This is a genomic window from Alkalibacillus flavidus (assembly GCF_040545925.1).
Lineage (GTDB): Bacteria > Bacillota > Bacilli > Bacillales > Alkalibacillaceae > Alkalibacillus > Alkalibacillus flavidus.
In genome coordinates this window covers 1-16066 of record NZ_JBEPMX010000016.1, presented here as the reverse complement: position 1 = coordinate 16066, position 16066 = coordinate 1, and the positions used below count along the sequence as shown (strand labels likewise).

The window sequence follows — 16066 nt, the reverse complement described above, 5'->3', positions numbered from 1 at the left end:
TTTTCGCCGTAAAATCTATTAAAAGCGCCGTATCCGCCAGTTTTTTCGCCGTATCCATGATAGATTTCGCCGTATACCTAATTAAAATCGCCGAAAAATCCATTTCTTTAACGTAAAAAAGCTGGCCGCGGCCAGCTTTTTTCTGAATTTATTCCCGAATTTCCATCATCCGAAGCAAGACATCAGGTGATTTCGTAATCACGCCGTCTACATCGTACTGCAAGACTTGGTTAGCGGTTCGATCAATATTCGTCGACCAAACCCAAATGTCCATATTGTTACGATTTAGTTCTTGAACTAGTTCATCCGACAACATCGTTTGATGCACGGTATAGAAATCAACATCTAATCGTGACAAGTCGCCGACAGCAGTGAAAACAATTTGCCCGATTTCTACGTTTTCGTTTGCTTGGCGCATCGCCTGTAAAAACTGATAGTTAAAGGACTGCACTTTTACGTGATTCGCGACTTCTTTTTCCTCGATTAAAGTCGCTAACTCTCTAGCCAGTGCATCCTCGTTTTCGTCTGGTTTCACGTCGAGTAGTAGTTGTACTCCCCCTTCTTGAGTCACATCGATTACATCGTCCAACCTTGGCACTTGTTCACCCGCGAATTCATTCGAAAACGAAGAGCCGATATCGTAGTGTTCGAGTTCATCATAGGTCAAGTCACTTACTCGATCGGGTTCACCGGCCGTTCGCAACAATGTCTTATCATGATGCAGGACGAGCACGTTATCCCCTGTCAATTGAACATCAACTTCAATAACATTAATTCCACGTTCAATAGCCGATTCCACAGCACTCATTGAATTTTCTGGTGCATGTTCGGCATCCGCACGATGCGCTGCGACGTCGACATTCCAATTTAAATAAACAATATTGCCACTAATCGTTTGGTTGTAAGCGAAAACCCCTGTCACATACAACACGAATAAGAGCACGATTAAATAACGTTTTTGTTTAAAAAACGCATACGCCTTCCGTTCTCCAACGGCTAAACGCACACTACGGGTTAATTCAAGATTATCATAGATAGTCTCTTCTTTTTCCTTTTTGTATTGATAAAACAAACGTGTCAACATAATCGTATTCACTGGAATCAAGATCAATGTCGACAATGTCGCGACAATACTTGTAAATGTCACTAAATAATGCTCGATTAAATCACCAATGATCGTCCCTGTCATAACGGTCGGAATCAATGAAATCAAATACACTAAAGACGTGCTTAATAAGAAGATCAGCACATTTATAGACAGTACATTAATCAAAATCGATTTTTGGTGCTGTTTTGTTAATGTCATGCTTCGTTTAATCGCCTGACGAATGTTGCATTTTTCAATGACAATGAAATGCAAGACGAAAATAAAACGTAAAATAACGTAAAGCACGAACATTAATATCCCAAAGTAAGCAACTAAATACGTGTAAGATAACGACAAATGCCCTGAGTACAATATCGATGTATTCAAATCATACACAATATCATTGATCGGCGTTTCAATAAACGGGACGAGTAACAATAAGACAAACACAAGCGGCAACACGCTAAAACTAAATAGCTTACGTGACCGTGACAACCCGGTCAAAAATGCATTCGCAATCGTAATCGGTTGCTCGAAATACTGTTTTTGCGAAATGACGATAAACACCGCAAACTGGATAAATAATAAGACAAATACAATCAACCCAACTAACGTTAAGATCGCAACGCCTGTATAACTTAAGGCAATCGAATAAACATCATGATTAATAATGGTCGGCGCATCGACATACATTAAGATACGATTAAAGAAAATGGAAGCAACAGGAACGAACAATAGACTCGTCAACGCCATATACAATAAAGCAAACGCTATATGTTGAGAGTATGTTGTTTTGAAATCGTCTAAGCTGCGTTTAAATAGGCGGAACATAGCGGCCTCCATTTTACTTATTTTAAAGCGATATTCTGTTATAGCTTATGCTAAACGATTATGAACGCTAACACAATTAAGAAACATTTAATTTTTTCATTGACTAAAGATCATCTATCACATATGATAGTAAACAAATCTTCAGAGCGGATAGGCTAAGATGAAGAGGAGTAATTCAGTCGGTCACCTCAGAGAGCTAGTGGTCGGTGTGAACTAGCGTGAACGGCTGAACGAATGGACTTCTGAGCCTCCAACCGAACGTGTATATCACTATTAAGGTTGGCGAATGTCTCATCGTTACCCGAGACACGTATTCAAGCTTGATGCTTCGATACGACTTAAGTGGACTGCTCCGTAAGCAGTCAACAAAGGTGGCACCACGGGTCTTCCGTCCTTTCTCACAAGGATGGAAGGCTCTTTTTTTATACGCAAAAACAGAATCGATCGAAATCGTTGAGTAAGAGGAGTAAGCGAACCGGATTCATAACAGAGAGCTGGCGATGGTGAGATGCTAGCATGATACGATTCGCTGAATGGACTTACGAGAGGTGGCCTGAAACCGAGTACGGCCACCCGGCATTCCACCGTTAACCGGATAGGGTATCGGAAGGTTCCCCCTTGACCTTCCCGTACCCGACATGAAGCGGAAAAGGTTACGATAACTTTTTCAATTGAGGTGGCACCGCGATCAAACGTCGTCCTCTGCATACACAACCCGTATGCAGAGGACTTTTTTTATAGCTAATTATCAGGAGGTTTTACAATGATTCAATACCGTCACGAAACGATTGAAGGCGATCAACATACACCAATATCGATATACCAACGCTTATCAGGCGATAAGAAATTTTTATTAGAAAGTTCATTAAAACACGAGGACAAAGGCCGCTATTCGTTTATCGGCGCAAATCCGTTTTACGAATTCATCGCAAATGGGCAAAGCTTACAATACATTAATGTCCACACCGGCAACTCGACCGAAACAACAGGTGATCCAATCGATGCCTTAGCTCACTTAATCGATGATCAATTAACATTACCGAGCGACATCCCGTTCCTTGCTGGTGGGGTTGGTTACATGGCATACGACCTAGCGAAACAGTTCGAACCGATCGGTGCATCGAGTCACAATGATCTTGATATGCCAGATGTTCATCTCATGTTTTATGAACAAGTCGTTGTTTATGATCATCTCTTACAGACGGTTCATTGTTTCGCATTCGACCGCTGGATTACTGGTGAAACATACGATTTAGACGACGTTATTAACCAAATGTTAAGCGAGTTAACTGAAAACACACCACTCACTAACAGTACATTTGAATTAGACGCATTCGAGTCTAACTTATCCAAACAAACGTATATGAATTATGTGCAACAGATTAAGGACAAAATCGTTGAAGGCGAGTTGTTTCAAGCTGTCTTGTCGCAACGACTAAGCGCATCGTATCAGGGTGACCCGTTTCATTTTTATCGGCAATTGAGGAAACGAAACCCGTCACCCTATATGTATTTTATCGATTTCGACACGTACACCATTCTCGGTGCATCACCGGAAAGTCTCGTTAGTGTGCAAAACGGTTACGTCACGACGAATCCGATTGCCGGCACACGCAAACGCGGCCAAACAACAGCCGAAGATCAAGCGTTAGCAGATGAACTGTTGTCCGATGAAAAGGAAATCGCCGAACACCAAATGTTAGTTGATTTAGGTCGAAATGATGTTGGTCGTATCGCAAGACCAGGCACCGTCGAGTTAACGAAATATATGACGATCGAGCGCTATCGTTATGTGATGCACATCGTGTCTGAAGTCAGCGGTCAATTAAATCCGAATATGACACCGCTTGAAGCACTTAAAGCGACTCTCCCTGCCGGAACTGTCAGTGGTGCCCCTAAAATTCGAGCGATGCAACTACTCGATGACTTAGAGCCGACAAAACGCGGTGCCTATTCAGGGGCTGTCGGTTATGTATCGATTAACGGGCAATTAGACTTTGCGCTTGCGATTCGAACAATGGTGCTAAAAAACGATACCGCATATGTGCAAGCTGGTGCTGGTGTCGTTCATGACTCTGATCCTGAAAGTGAATATGACGAAACATTAAATAAAGCGAAAGCGCTAATGGAGGTCACTTAAATGATTTTACTCATTGATCATTACGATTCATTTACGTATAACTTATTTCAATATTTAGAGGAACTCGGTGCTTCTGTCACTGTGAAACGGCACGATGACGTCGACATCTCATCGATTAAAAACATGCAGCCAGACGCGATCGTTTTATCACCTGGCCCTGGTAAGCCAAACGATTATCCCGATTCCATTGAAACCGTTAAAACATTTTATGAAGAGATTCCGATTTTAGGGATCTGCCTAGGTCATCAAATAATTGCCGAAGCATTTGGCGCCCAAGTCCAAAAAGCGGGTGAGGTAAGGCACGGCAAGAAATCATTAATTTTACACAAAGGAAATGGGTTGTTCGAGTATTTAAGTCAGCCTTTAAATGTGATGCGTTATCACTCACTCGTCGTCAACGAACAAACACTACCGCCATTCTTCAAGCGAAAAGCGATCACGATGGATGACGGTGAGTTAATGGCAATCGAACATGACAATCACCCGTTATTCGGGATTCAATTCCACCCTGAGTCAATCGGTACGACGGAAGGGAAACAAATCTTAAATCGATTTTTACAACGTATCGGAAAGGAGAATCATGATGAACGAATTACAACGATTAGTTAATGGCGAAAAGCTAACCCAAGAGGAAATGACCACCGTTGCTTATAGTTTATTTGACGAGTCGACAACAGAAAGCGAAATTGCCGCTGTCTTAACCGCGTTAAAAGTTAGAGGTGAATCGGTTGAAGAAATCACCGCGATTGTAGACGTCTTACGTGAAAAAGCGATGCCTATCCAAAAACAACTGTCGAATGTGATGGACAATTGTGGCACTGGCGGTGATGGCGCACATACGTTCAACATTAGTACGACGTCTGCCTTCGTTCTTGCAGGGGCTGGCGTTAAAATGGCGAAACACGGTAACCGTAGCGTCTCAAGCCGTACCGGAAGCGCGGACGTGTTAGAAGAACTCGGTGTAGCACTCGATTTCTCGAGCGATGAAGTCGAACATTTAATCGAAACGAACGGGATCGCGTTTTTATTCGCGCCACACGTTCATCATCAATTAAAACCGATTATGAAAGTCCGCCAAGCGCTCAATGTACCGACGATTTTCAACCTAATCGGGCCGTTAACCAACCCCGTCGCCTTAGACACACAATTTTTAGGGGTGTACCGTCGCGACATGCTTATGAAAATGGCGGCTGTCCTCCAACGCCTTGGACGCAAACGTAGTGTCGTTGTGAATGGCGCTGGTTATACTGACGAAGCGACGCTTGCCGGCGAAAATCATTTCGTATTATTAGAAGAAGGTGAGCTCATTCCGTTTACATTAAGTCCTGAAGATGTTGGTTTAAACACTTACGACAACGATTCGATCGTCGGCGGCGATGCGAAGGAAAACGCGAACATTTTACTCGATGTCTTAAACGGCGAACGCGGCGCTTATTATGAAACGACGTTATTCAACGCAGGGATTGGATTATTTGCAGCTAATATGACGAATTCGATTCGCGAAGGCGTTGAAATTGCTAAGGAAACGATTGATTCTGGGCGCGCAAAAGCGAAACTTGATACGTTAATCACGTACAGCCAAAACCGTAAGCGGAAGGAGATTTCGTAATGGATACATTTCTAGATCGAATACTCGACACGAAAAGCGAAGAAATTCAGCACCTTTACCAACAAGATGACCTATTAACTAAGCCTGTTCAACACTCAACAAAACCATCACTATACGAGTCATTTAAACGAGACGATCAATTATCGATTATCGCTGAAATTAAGCGGGCATCCCCTTCCAAAGGTGATATTAATATCGGTATCGAGCCGCCCGAACAGGCTCAATTATACGAAGATGCTGGAGCATCCGCGATTTCAGTTTTGACTGACAAACCATATTTCAAAGGCTCAATCGACGACCTAGTTGACGTGCAGCACAACGTTAACGTTCCTGTTTTGTGTAAAGATTTTATCCTCGATCCGATTCAATTAAAACGGGCCAAGCAAGCTGGCGCGAGCGTCGTGTTATTAATTGCCGCAGCACTATCACCCGAACGGCTAAACGATTTATATGAGCAAGCGACAGCACTCGGATTAGAAGTGTTACTCGAAGTGCACAACGAAGCTGAACTCGACATCGCTCTATCAATTGGCGCGACCATCATCGGGATTAATAATCGCGATTTGATGACCTTTAACGTCGACTTATCTGTAACCGAGTCATTAATCGACCGCATTCAAGACCCAGACAAAGTCATCATCAGCGAAAGTGGATTCCGAACAAAAGACGATGCTGAGCGAGTCGCAAAAGCGGGTGCAGACGGCATTTTAGTTGGCGAATCGTTTATGAAAACCGATGACGTCGAAGGTGCTTTGAGCCAATTGCGCGTCCCAACGACAAGGAGGGGCTCATCATGACAAAGGTTAAAATATGTGGCATTCGCGAACAAGAACATGCCGAAACTGCTGTTCAAGCAGGGGCTGACATGATTGGGTTCGTTTTCGCATATAGTAAGCGACAAGTCACAATCGATCAAGCCAAACCAATCGCCGCTTCTATCCCATCATCCGTCAAAAAAGTTGGCGTCTTTGTCAATGCGTCAAAACAAACTTTGGAACAGACCGCTCATGAAGTCGGGTTAGATTACGTTCAGTTACACGGCGATGAGACACCTGAATTTTGCGAACAACTAAACGTGCCTTATATTAAATCGTTTCGAATTCATGAGGCAAAAGATTTAAAGGCGACGTCACAATACGACAAAGCCGAATATTTACTGCTCGATAGCGCAAGCGGCCCATACCGCGGCGGGAATGGAACTCAATTTGATTGGCATCTATTAGAAACCTTGCCATTTGACCGTCGTCGATTAATATTAGCTGGTGGACTGAATGCCGGTAACATTCAACAAGCAATTAGCGAAACAGCACCCGCTATCGTCGACGTATCAAGCGGCGTCGAACGAGACGGTCGAAAGCAACATGACTTAATTGAAACATTTATCACACGAATAAAGGAGCGTTAAACATGACACAAACAACCGAAACAAACGGCATGTTCGGCCCTTACGGTGGTCAGTTCATTCCAGAGACGTTAATGGGAGCCGTTCAAGAGTTAGAAGAAGCCTATAACGCCATAAAAGATGACGACCAATTTCAAGCGCGACTCAACGATTTATTAACACAATATGTCGGGCGACGTAATCCCCTTTATTACGCGGCCAATTTAACCGAAGAAATCGGTGGCGCTAAAATTTATTTAAAACGTGAAGACCTCAATCATACAGGGGCGCACAAAATTAATAACACAGTCGGGCAGGCGTTGCTAGCCGAACGAATGGGCAAACGAAAAGTCGTTGCTGAAACAGGAGCTGGCCAGCATGGGGTCGCAACGGCAACAGTATGTGCCCTACTCAACCTCGAGTGTGTCATTTTCATGGGCGCAGAAGATATTAAACGGCAAAAATTAAACGTCTTTCGTATGGAATTACTCGGGGCTACTGTCGAATCGGTCGACCAAGGGAGCGCAACGCTAAAAGACGCTGTGAACGAAGCGTTACGGTATTGGGTGAGCCACGTTGATGATACGCATTACATTATGGGGTCTGTTTTAGGACCACATCCATTCCCAACGATGGTCCGCGATTTTCAAAGCGTTATTGGACGTGAAACGAAACAACAACACCTGGATTCGGAAGGGACACTGCCTGATGCTGTCGTCGCATGCGTCGGAGGCGGTAGTAATGCCATGGGCATGTTTTATCCATTTGTCGAGGACAAAAGCGTTCATTTATACGGTGTTGAAGCCGCTGGACATGGCGTCGAGACAGATCACCATGCCGCTACGTTAACGAAAGGTACCCCTGGTATTTTGCACGGGGCGATGATGCATTTATTACAAGATGAAGGTGGTCAAATCCAAGAAGCAAGCTCTATTTCAGCCGGATTAGATTATCCAGGTGTCGGCCCAGAGCATAGCTACTTAAACGATTCAGGTCGTGTGGATTATCGTTCCGTAACAGACGATGATGCATTAAAAGCGTTTCAATTGTTATCACGAACAGAAGGCATTATTCCTGCACTCGAAAGCTCACACGCTGTCGCAGAAGCCGTTCACATTGCCAAAACAATGTCACCTGAACAATCACTCGTTATTTGCTTATCTGGCCGTGGCGACAAAGACGTCGAAGCGGTGCAACATCATTTACAAGGTTAGGAGGCCTATCATGCCAACAATGACACACGGCAAATCATATATCGACACCAAATTTAATCAAACGCTTGAGCAAGGCGACCATCTTTTCGTTCCATACATTATGGCAGGAGACGGTGGTATAGACACACTTATCCCTACGTTACAACGTCTTGACCAAGCAGGGGCATCAGCTATCGAAATCGGAATCCCGTTCTCTGACCCTGTTGCTGATGGCCCCACGATTCAAGATGCAGGCATTCGCGCACGCCAATCGGGTGTGACTTTACATGCGATTCTTGATACACTACAAACAGAACGCCATACAATAGACGCACCGATTATTGCGATGACGTATTTGAACCCCATCGTTCAATACGGCGTTAACCAATTTATGAAAGACGCTCAAGCTGCTGGAATCGATGGCTTAATCATTCCCGACTTGCCGTTAGAGCATAAATCATTTATTGACGACGCAAAAGAAACGTACGGTTTAGCATTAATTCAGCTCGTTTCTTTAACGAGTTCACCCGAACGAATTAAACATATTGCCGAGGCATCGGAAGGGTTTTTATATGCGGTAACAGTTAACGGAATCACCGGTGCGCGTGACACGTTCGCAGACGACCTCGCTGATCATTTTGAATTACTGAAAACACATAGTCACGTACCTGTATTAGCCGGTTTTGGCATTTCAACACCTGACCATGTACGTGACATGACGCAAATCGCTGATGGTGTCGTCGTCGGCAGCCAAATTATTAAAAGTATACAAGCAAATGACTTTAACCATATCCAATCACTTATCGATGCAAAAGATTCTTAGTAGAAAGATGTGACGACCATGCTCGAAACGGTTTTATTATTTTTCGTCGGCTTAAGTGCGACGATATTAGGAACACTGGCTGGCGGCGGTGGCTTAATTAGCCTCCCTGCTATGCTTGCCCTCGGTATTCCTGTCCACTCAGCTATTGGCGCCAATAAAGTCACCAATTCTATCAGCTCGTTTTTCGTTTTCGTGATGGTACTACGCCACCGTGGCGTCACATTAAACGAAGGACTCAAAATCGTTCCTGTCAGTTTGGCAGGCGGTATTACAGGTGGTTACGTGGCATCGGTGATTCCGCCTGATAGAATGTATCAAATTGCGATTAGTCTATTAATCTTTGCCTTTTTATTTTCGTTCATTAATAAGGCAAGCTTCGATGGCACGAATACGTTTCGATTCAAAACACGAGGCACACCGCTATTGTACGGGATCGGTATTTACGATGGCATGTTCGGCCCTGGTCAAGGTACGCTCATGTTATACGTCTTCTCATACCTCCGCATTGCCTACTATCGCGCTGTCGGTTTAATGCGTGCAGCGACATTCGCCAGTTGTTTCGGAGCCGCCATTAGCTATATCGCATCCGGCCATATTATTTGGACGTTAACTTTCACACTTATCACTGGCTCACTCATCGGCGCTCAAATCGGCGTCAGACTAGCTAGTCAATTAAATCCCGATCATATCAAACCTCTCCTCCGCGTGGTGACGGCTATCCTGATCATTTATGTTATCGTTGATAATGTCTGGCTAGCTTAACGGCCATCCTAAAAAATAATTGAAAATAATTCTCAATTTCTGTTGACTCTCCAGCGACTGGAGAGTTTATTATTTAATATCGTCCTCGATTTTCATTGGATCCGTCGGGGTTACATTACCGATCGAACGAATAATGCAAGAAGACTATAACAGTTATAATTCAGTCTTTTTAATGGTGGATGAACAATAGGTTGATAGTGAATTAAAGTCGACATTGCCAGGCGGACGATATGTTTGTTTATACTGTCGTGACGCACGAATACACTCACCAAGTTATTACGAGACGATATTCCAATTTATCGATGAGCATCAATTGACGATTAAAGGCGATGCTATTGAACGCACAATTATTGATCATTACATGTCCCAAAATCCTGAAGATTACTTATCTGAAATTCAAATCCCGGTTGAATAAGGTGTTGCTTCCGAGCAGCATCTTATTCTATTGTCAAACAAAAACAGCCACCTCATATAAAGGTGACTGTTTAATAAAAAATGCGATTTTTTCGTTTCTGCCGTTTTAGTATCCACTGTCCTAACAGCAAGATAACAATCCCGACTTGCCATAGGGCACGCTCGGAATCTTCGAGTATGATATATGTCACAAAGTCGAGTAGCGACGACCAATCGTTTGTCACATAATCCATGATGATGAAGGCGATACCACCAATTATAGAGAGTACGCCTATTGTGACAACCCCTTTTGCGAATCCTTTCAACCTCATTCCCCCATTAATGGCACGTATACTCTCTCGTTATCTAATTCTGAGCTATTTAATCAGACTTTTAAACCATTTTAGCATAAAATGAGGGTTTTAACAGAAATTTTGAGCAATTCAATTAAGTTTTTTGAAATAGATTAGCCTAAAGAAACAGATTATTCTTCAGTCAATGATTCATACCAAACGACACCATTTTTGCCGTTAAACTTCGCGCCATAAAGTGCTTGGTCCGCTCGTTTAATTAATTCATCAGCTTTACTTCCATCTTGTGGGAAAAATGAGACACCAATGCTCACTGTAATATGATACAGTACCCCTTGTAATTCCCAAGGTTCAAACACGACTTCTAAAATTCGTTCAGCTACACGGTTCACTTGTTCTTTAGTTTCTACATCATTTAAAAGTATATTAAATTCATCGCCACCAATACGAGCGATTAGATCATCGTCACGTAACACATTGTTCAATCGTTTCGCAAAATGTTGTAAAAATTCATCGCCGATATCATGCCCTAATTCGTCGTTAATTTCCTTAAAGTTATCACAATCGAGATACAACACACCTAATTGGGCATTCGATTCCTTCGCTTCTTCTAAAGCCAATTCAAACTTGTGTTTGAAATAACGACGATTAGCAAGACCTGTTAACGGATCATTGTTCGCTAAATATTGCGCCTGCTCTTCCACTTGTTTACGGGCTGTGATATCGAACAATATTCCTTGAAAACCGACAACTTCTCCGTAGTGATCAACCTCGAGCATGGTGCGATCACTTACCCAGCGCACTTCATCGTCAGCGGTCAAGATACGATATTCTTGTTCATACTCTCTGACATCGTTTTCAATATAATAGGCCACTTTACTTCCGATTGTTAAAACGTCATCAGGATGCATTATTGAACTATATGACATTCCTTGTTTCATTAAATCTTTAGCATCATAGCCAAATTGATTAATATTTTGAGAAACAAATTCTATTGGCCAACCTTCTTCAGCACTCCACTTGATAATTATTGTTGGTGTTTTTTCTAATACGTTTCGGGCTGTTTTAAGCAATTCTTCTGACGTTTTTTTCTCAATAATGACAGCTGCTAAATTAGCGAATATGTCTAAAACATTTAGTTCAGCTTCTGAAGGCTCACGTGCTTCATCAATATAAAAAGCCAATGTGCCAACTAATTGATGTTTACTCGTAATCACTGGGTGTGACCAACTTGCCTTTAAATTATACTGTTCAGCAATCTGTTTACGGTATGGAGCATAACGCCAATCGGTTTTAATATTTTCTACGATGATTGGTTCACGGAAAAATGCAGACGTACCACACGACCCTTCACCGTTCGCAACCGGAACTTCACCAACCTCTTCGAAAAACTTCGCTGGAAAGCTTGGCCCCATGCCATCAGTTAATACATCTCTTTCTTCATCATAAAACAATAACGTTGTCCAAACGCCGGGCAAAGTCATATCCAATGTTTCGATCAATTTGTTTAATGTATCGTTGAGAGGAATTTCATCTTGAGCCATTAAATGCACAACTTCACTTTGCTCGACTAATAATTGCTCAACATTTATCGGTTTTACCATTATAAGATGCCACCCACCATCCGTTTAAATTTCAGATATTTAATTTTAACATTTATTGTGTAAAAATTCCAGCACTTAAGACCTAGACCTGCTTGTTTTTTGAAAAATACTATTTCTCTACGGTTTCATTTGAAATATATCCCTTTAAAGCTTCTAGCATACGATCTGACAGAGGTTCATTAGGGTTTTTATAATTTGATAAATCGTCTTGACCATCTGAGACTTTTAGCACATGATCCATCTTGTAAACGATTACCAATTGCGATTCATCGTGGGCTTCAGCTAAACGTTCTGCGTCTTCCTCGGTAACTTGCCGGTCATGTGTCCCTTGTATAATCAATGGCGGGACCTCTAATTCCGATATCGAGTCAGCCGGATCATAAGCCATCCATGACATTAAAAATGGTTGAATCGTCGGACGAAATATACTGTATAGTTCGCTATTGATAGCCTCTTCTTCCACCATATTACCCTCACGCAACTGTTCCAAAACATCACTGGCTTGTTGCATTGAGTCTTGCGGTAATTGTTGTTCTAATTGATCTTGTAACACGTCATCGATTGGCCGACCCGCTCCAGCAATCGAGATAAATCCATCAACGTCTGTTTGTAATGCTGCTAATTGACCAATGAGCGCACCTTGGCTATGACCGATAACGACGACTTGTTTATAATCTTCGTTCAATCGCTCAATCCATTGCACAGCGTCTTCCGCCATCCGCTCAATCGTCATTTCTTCTTCTGGAATGGATACATCTTGATTTTCACCAGCGCCGCGCTTACCGTAACGTAAACTTGCGACACCTTGAGAAGCCAAGGATTCAGCCAACAGTTTCAAACTATCGCTTTCAACACCAGATCCATTCCCATTACGATCTGTTGGGCCAGAACCTGGGATGATTAAGGCTACCGTTTCATTTGTGGCCTCACTTGGTTGTTCCAATTCACCTTTTAACGTTCCGACTTCTGTCTCGACAGATAGCCAATCAACTTCCTCATTTGCTTCAGACTGAGTCATTAGCTCACCTTCTTCTAATGCAAAATCAAACGTATGCCCTTGCTGCTTGAAGTCACCTGTCAGTTTACCATCGGACGGTAAATCGCTTACAAATTCAATGAATTGACCCGGAACATCCATTTGAAAACGAACTTGTCCCTCATCATGTTCTAATGAAGACAGTGGATAACGACTAATGCCTTGAGCTGGAATATCGATAAAGCCAACGATTTGATCTTGCTCATCATGCTCAAAGGTAAGCTGAATGTTTAACGGCATATTAGGCACTTCAATTTGACCGTGCCAAACCCCTAATAAGTCATCTAACGGATCCGTTTCATTAGTCGACTCAGATTCATTCGTACATCCGATCAGCACTAATATAACAGCTAACCATAACCATTTTCGCACAGGTTAACCCCCCTTTCCTTTGATCAATTAAAAAATGATAACAACGAAAAACCAAACAATCATCACGGTCATAATCACGACTTTCGCTACAGCGCCACCGAGAAAACCTAACAGTGAACCGACCACTGCGCGAAATGCTGCTTGAATATGCTTACGTTGTAGCAGCTCGACAATCAACACAGAAACCGCTGGAACAACGATAATACCAAACGGTGGAATCACAAATGAGCCGACAATAACGCCAATCGCGGCAGCCCATTCGCCTTGTTTCGAACCACCAAACCGTTTAACAAAATAACTATTGGCGACGATATCCGCAACAATTAAGACAACCGTTAAAATCGCCATCGATACCCAAAAAATCCACGACAATTCATCAGCATTTATACCGAAATGATAAACGAAAAAGCCAACCCACAGAACAAGCGGCGCCGGAATAACAGGGAAAATAACACCTGCATAACTTAATACGAAAAACGCAATCACTAATATCCACCAAATAATATCCATATCGTTATATCAAGCCTCTCAAAACTCATTATTTAATTAAATCGTAATCGATACAACTAATAATTACAATTATATTGCCATCATTCGACATTTTGCAAAAGTTTTCCTGCACTTTTTTGATTTTTTATGTTAAAAGTGCGCCTTTAAAAGACGCACTCTTTTATTTTCATGATAAACGTTTGAAATGAATGGACTGGACTTGTTGACTTGTCGGGTGATACACAACATCACCTTGCATCGTCACATCGCTAACTTCCGTTTCTAACACCATCTCATACGTCTCCTTCATGCGACCACCAGACATTTGTTCTTTATTCGTTTGACGACTTTGTTTCATGCGGGCATTGGGAAAAGCGGCTTGCATCATATTCATAAGCATCTGTTCGTAACGACTACCGTTACTAGCTGACACACGTGAAATGACAACCGGTATGACCCCTAAATCAAGATTAGCCCCAAGTGCTTGAAACGCTTGACGATGCAAATTCAAACGGTTTTTTGGATAGCCAGAAACAGAATCAACAACTTTAACCGTAATCGACTGGCCCGTTTCTAAGTATGTGACTTTTAATAAATCACCGCACTGATAAGGACTGTTCGGACTCACCGCTGTTGTCATATTATTCATATCAGACCATGACAAATTACATTTTGTCACCTCTCCTCCTTCAGTCCAAGTCGCATCACCTGCTACTGATCCATCTTCATGTTCTACTCTAAACGGTGCATATACATAAGTGGGGGATAAATAATAAAGCTGTTCATAATCGTTCATATCGTGTAACCTCCTGATCATCATTTAGCTTCACATCACATTGTATGCATCATTTTTAATAATCGTTTAACTATTTTGTGAAATGCGTGGCATCTAAGGTGCTTTTACGTTTTCGTTAACTGACTTTCGTGGTATAATACGTGTGGACGATTAAGAAAGGAAGGGAAGTATAGTGGGTAAAAGAATATTATTTTTCTTATTAACAAACATTCTCGTATTAACAACGATCGTCATTGTTTGGACTGCAATTGTGTCGTTTACTGACATTGGCCCGATGTATGATGCAACGGGCAGTATTGGAAGTTATGGCTCATTAGCGGTCTTCAGTATTCTAGTCGGTTTCGCCGGCTCTTTCATTTCGCTTGCGATGTCACGCTGGATGGCGAAGAAAATGATGAAAGTACAAGTCCTTGACCCAAATGACAACTTATCAACAGCAGAACGCCAGCTCGTTGAACGTGTTCATCGCTTATCTCGTTCAGCTGGTTTAATGCATATGCCGGAAGTCGGTATTTATCGTTCACAAGAGGTAAACGCCTTTGCGACCGGGCCGTCTAAGAAGAAATCACTCGTCGCTGTTTCAACTGGCTTATTAAACTCGATGGATGATGATGCTGTCGAAGGCGTGCTCGCACACGAAGTTGCACACGTGTCAAACGGTGACATGGTAACGATGACGTTACTCCAAGGTGTCATTAACACCTTTGTCGTCTTCTTATCACGTATCGTCGCATCGATCGTATCTAATTTTGTTAATGAAGAAATGCGATTTGTCGTTCATTTCGCATCGATTATCATTTTCCAAATTTTATTCTCGATCTTAGGCAGTATGGTCGTCATGGCGTTCTCACGTTACCGTGAATTCCACGCCGATCGAGGTGGCGCAGACTTAGCTGGTAAAGATAAAATGCAACATGCTCTTCGTTCACTGAAGAACACAGTAAATACTGTGCAGGACAACACGAACGACGACGCAATCCAAACAATGAAAATTAATAATAAAGGCGGTCTCATGAAGTTACTTTCATCTCACCCAGATTTAGATGAACGTATCCGCCGCTTAGAACAAAAATAAAACTGAACCTGACCGAATACGTCGGTCAGGTTCAGTTTTATTTTATAGATTTGAATTTCGCCGTATCGTGGATGAATTTCGCCGTATCGCGGATGAATTTCGCCGTATCGCGGATGAATTTCGCCGTATCGCGGATGAATTTCGCCGTATCGCGGATGAATTTC

Annotated in this window: 16 protein-coding genes and 2 other annotated features; of the genes, 10 read left to right on the top strand and 6 right to left on the bottom strand. The window is 42.5% G+C overall.

What is annotated here, in order from left to right:
* Positions 1-148: 148 nt before the first annotated feature.
* Complete coding sequence (locus ABID56_RS12160; RefSeq protein ID WP_354221603.1) at positions 149-1918, bottom strand: glycerophosphodiester phosphodiesterase family protein; 1770 nt, start codon at positions 1916-1918, stop codon at positions 149-151.
* 148 nt (positions 1919-2066) lie between these two features.
* Positions 2067-2317, top strand: a binding site (T-box leader).
* Between the two features lie 45 nt (positions 2318-2362).
* Positions 2363-2624, top strand: a binding site (T-box leader).
* Positions 2625-2681: 57 nt separating this feature from the next.
* Between ABID56_RS12160 and trpE the strand changes: the two genes are divergently transcribed.
* From trpE to ABID56_RS12115, 9 genes are all read left to right on the top strand, one after another.
* Positions 2682-4058 carry an anthranilate synthase component I gene (trpE, locus tag ABID56_RS12155; RefSeq protein ID WP_354221601.1) on the top strand — a complete coding sequence of 459 codons (1377 nt, stop codon included), beginning with the start codon at positions 2682-2684 and terminating at the stop codon, positions 4056-4058.
* A complete protein-coding gene (locus ABID56_RS12150; RefSeq protein WP_354221599.1) occupies positions 4059-4667 on the top strand; it encodes an anthranilate synthase component II in 609 nt (202 codons plus the stop codon).
* On the top strand, positions 4639-5667 hold the full coding sequence (gene trpD, locus ABID56_RS12145) for an anthranilate phosphoribosyltransferase (RefSeq protein ID WP_354221597.1): 1029 nt from the start codon (positions 4639-4641) through the stop codon (positions 5665-5667). Before ABID56_RS12150 ends, trpD begins: the two co-directional genes overlap by 29 nt.
* Entirely contained in the window at positions 5667-6464 is a 798-nt protein-coding gene (gene trpC / locus ABID56_RS12140; protein WP_354221595.1) for an indole-3-glycerol phosphate synthase TrpC, read from the top strand. The genes trpD and trpC overlap by 1 nt, the downstream gene beginning before the upstream one ends.
* Entirely contained in the window at positions 6461-7072 is a 612-nt protein-coding gene (locus ABID56_RS12135; RefSeq protein ID WP_354221594.1) for a phosphoribosylanthranilate isomerase, read from the top strand. Before trpC ends, ABID56_RS12135 begins: the two co-directional genes overlap by 4 nt.
* A 2-nt stretch (positions 7073-7074) precedes the next feature.
* Entirely contained in the window at positions 7075-8262 is a 1188-nt protein-coding gene (gene trpB, locus ABID56_RS12130) for a tryptophan synthase subunit beta (RefSeq protein ID WP_354221592.1), read from the top strand.
* A 10-nt stretch (positions 8263-8272) separates the two neighbouring features.
* Positions 8273-9064 (top strand): tryptophan synthase subunit alpha, encoded by a 792-nt coding sequence (trpA, locus tag ABID56_RS12125; RefSeq protein ID WP_377946584.1) that lies wholly within the window; start codon positions 8273-8275, stop codon positions 9062-9064.
* 18 nt (positions 9065-9082) lie between these two features.
* Positions 9083-9826: a sulfite exporter TauE/SafE family protein gene (locus ABID56_RS12120; protein ID WP_354221590.1), complete on the top strand. Its 744-nt coding sequence runs from the start codon at positions 9083-9085 to the stop codon at positions 9824-9826.
* A gap of 214 nt (positions 9827-10040) precedes the next feature.
* On the top strand, positions 10041-10241 hold the full coding sequence (locus tag ABID56_RS12115; RefSeq protein WP_354221588.1) for a GyrI-like domain-containing protein: 201 nt from the start codon (positions 10041-10043) through the stop codon (positions 10239-10241).
* Positions 10242-10311: 70 nt separating this feature from the next.
* Here ABID56_RS12115 and ABID56_RS12110 read toward each other — a convergent pair whose 3' ends face one another.
* The 5 genes from ABID56_RS12110 to ABID56_RS12090 all read right to left on the bottom strand — a co-directional run bounded on the left by ABID56_RS12110 (position 10312) and on the right by ABID56_RS12090 (position 14827).
* Positions 10312-10545, bottom strand: coding sequence for a hypothetical protein (locus ABID56_RS12110; RefSeq protein ID WP_354221586.1), 234 nt, complete (start codon positions 10543-10545; stop codon positions 10312-10314).
* Between the two features lie 158 nt (positions 10546-10703).
* A complete protein-coding gene (locus tag ABID56_RS12105; protein ID WP_354221584.1) occupies positions 10704-12134 on the bottom strand; it encodes a sensor domain-containing diguanylate cyclase in 1431 nt (476 codons plus the stop codon).
* A gap of 109 nt (positions 12135-12243) precedes the next feature.
* Entirely contained in the window at positions 12244-13542 is a 1299-nt protein-coding gene (locus ABID56_RS12100; RefSeq protein WP_354221582.1) for an alpha/beta hydrolase, read from the bottom strand.
* A 27-nt stretch (positions 13543-13569) separates the two neighbouring features.
* Positions 13570-14052, bottom strand: coding sequence for a DUF456 domain-containing protein (locus ABID56_RS12095; protein WP_354221580.1), 483 nt, complete (start codon positions 14050-14052; stop codon positions 13570-13572).
* Between the two features lie 166 nt (positions 14053-14218).
* The gene (locus ABID56_RS12090) at positions 14219-14827 is read right to left on the bottom strand and encodes an RlpA-like double-psi beta-barrel domain-containing protein (protein WP_354221578.1); all 609 of its coding nucleotides are present in this window, start codon (positions 14825-14827) and stop codon (positions 14219-14221) included.
* A gap of 172 nt (positions 14828-14999) precedes the next feature.
* Here ABID56_RS12090 and htpX point away from each other — a divergent pair, with 172 nt between their 5' ends.
* On the top strand, positions 15000-15902 hold the full coding sequence (gene htpX, locus ABID56_RS12085; RefSeq protein ID WP_354221576.1) for a protease HtpX: 903 nt from the start codon (positions 15000-15002) through the stop codon (positions 15900-15902).
* Positions 15903-16066 lie beyond the last annotated feature (164 nt).

What these genes read in the sequence shown, in the direction of transcription:
- ABID56_RS12160 (WP_354221603.1), bottom strand. Translation starts at nt 1,918, where the DNA reads ATGTTCCGCCTATTTAAACGCAGCTTAGACGATTTCAAAACAACATAC.
- trpE (WP_354221601.1), top strand. Translation starts at nt 2,682, where the DNA reads ATGATTCAATACCGTCACGAAACGATTGAAGGCGATCAACATACACCA.
- ABID56_RS12150 (WP_354221599.1), top strand. Translation starts at nt 4,059, where the DNA reads ATGATTTTACTCATTGATCATTACGATTCATTTACGTATAACTTATTT.
- trpD (WP_354221597.1), top strand. Translation starts at nt 4,639, where the DNA reads ATGATGAACGAATTACAACGATTAGTTAATGGCGAAAAGCTAACCCAA.
- trpC (WP_354221595.1), top strand. Translation starts at nt 5,667, where the DNA reads ATGGATACATTTCTAGATCGAATACTCGACACGAAAAGCGAAGAAATT.
- ABID56_RS12135 (WP_354221594.1), top strand. Translation starts at nt 6,461, where the DNA reads ATGACAAAGGTTAAAATATGTGGCATTCGCGAACAAGAACATGCCGAA.
- trpB (WP_354221592.1), top strand. Translation starts at nt 7,075, where the DNA reads ATGACACAAACAACCGAAACAAACGGCATGTTCGGCCCTTACGGTGGT.
- trpA (WP_377946584.1), top strand. Translation starts at nt 8,273, where the DNA reads ATGCCAACAATGACACACGGCAAATCATATATCGACACCAAATTTAAT.
- ABID56_RS12120 (WP_354221590.1), top strand. Translation starts at nt 9,083, where the DNA reads ATGCTCGAAACGGTTTTATTATTTTTCGTCGGCTTAAGTGCGACGATA.
- ABID56_RS12105 (WP_354221584.1), bottom strand. Translation starts at nt 12,134, where the DNA reads ATGGTAAAACCGATAAATGTTGAGCAATTATTAGTCGAGCAAAGTGAA.
- ABID56_RS12095 (WP_354221580.1), bottom strand. Translation starts at nt 14,052, where the DNA reads ATGGATATTATTTGGTGGATATTAGTGATTGCGTTTTTCGTATTAAGT.
- ABID56_RS12090 (WP_354221578.1), bottom strand. Translation starts at nt 14,827, where the DNA reads ATGAACGATTATGAACAGCTTTATTATTTATCCCCCACTTATGTATAT.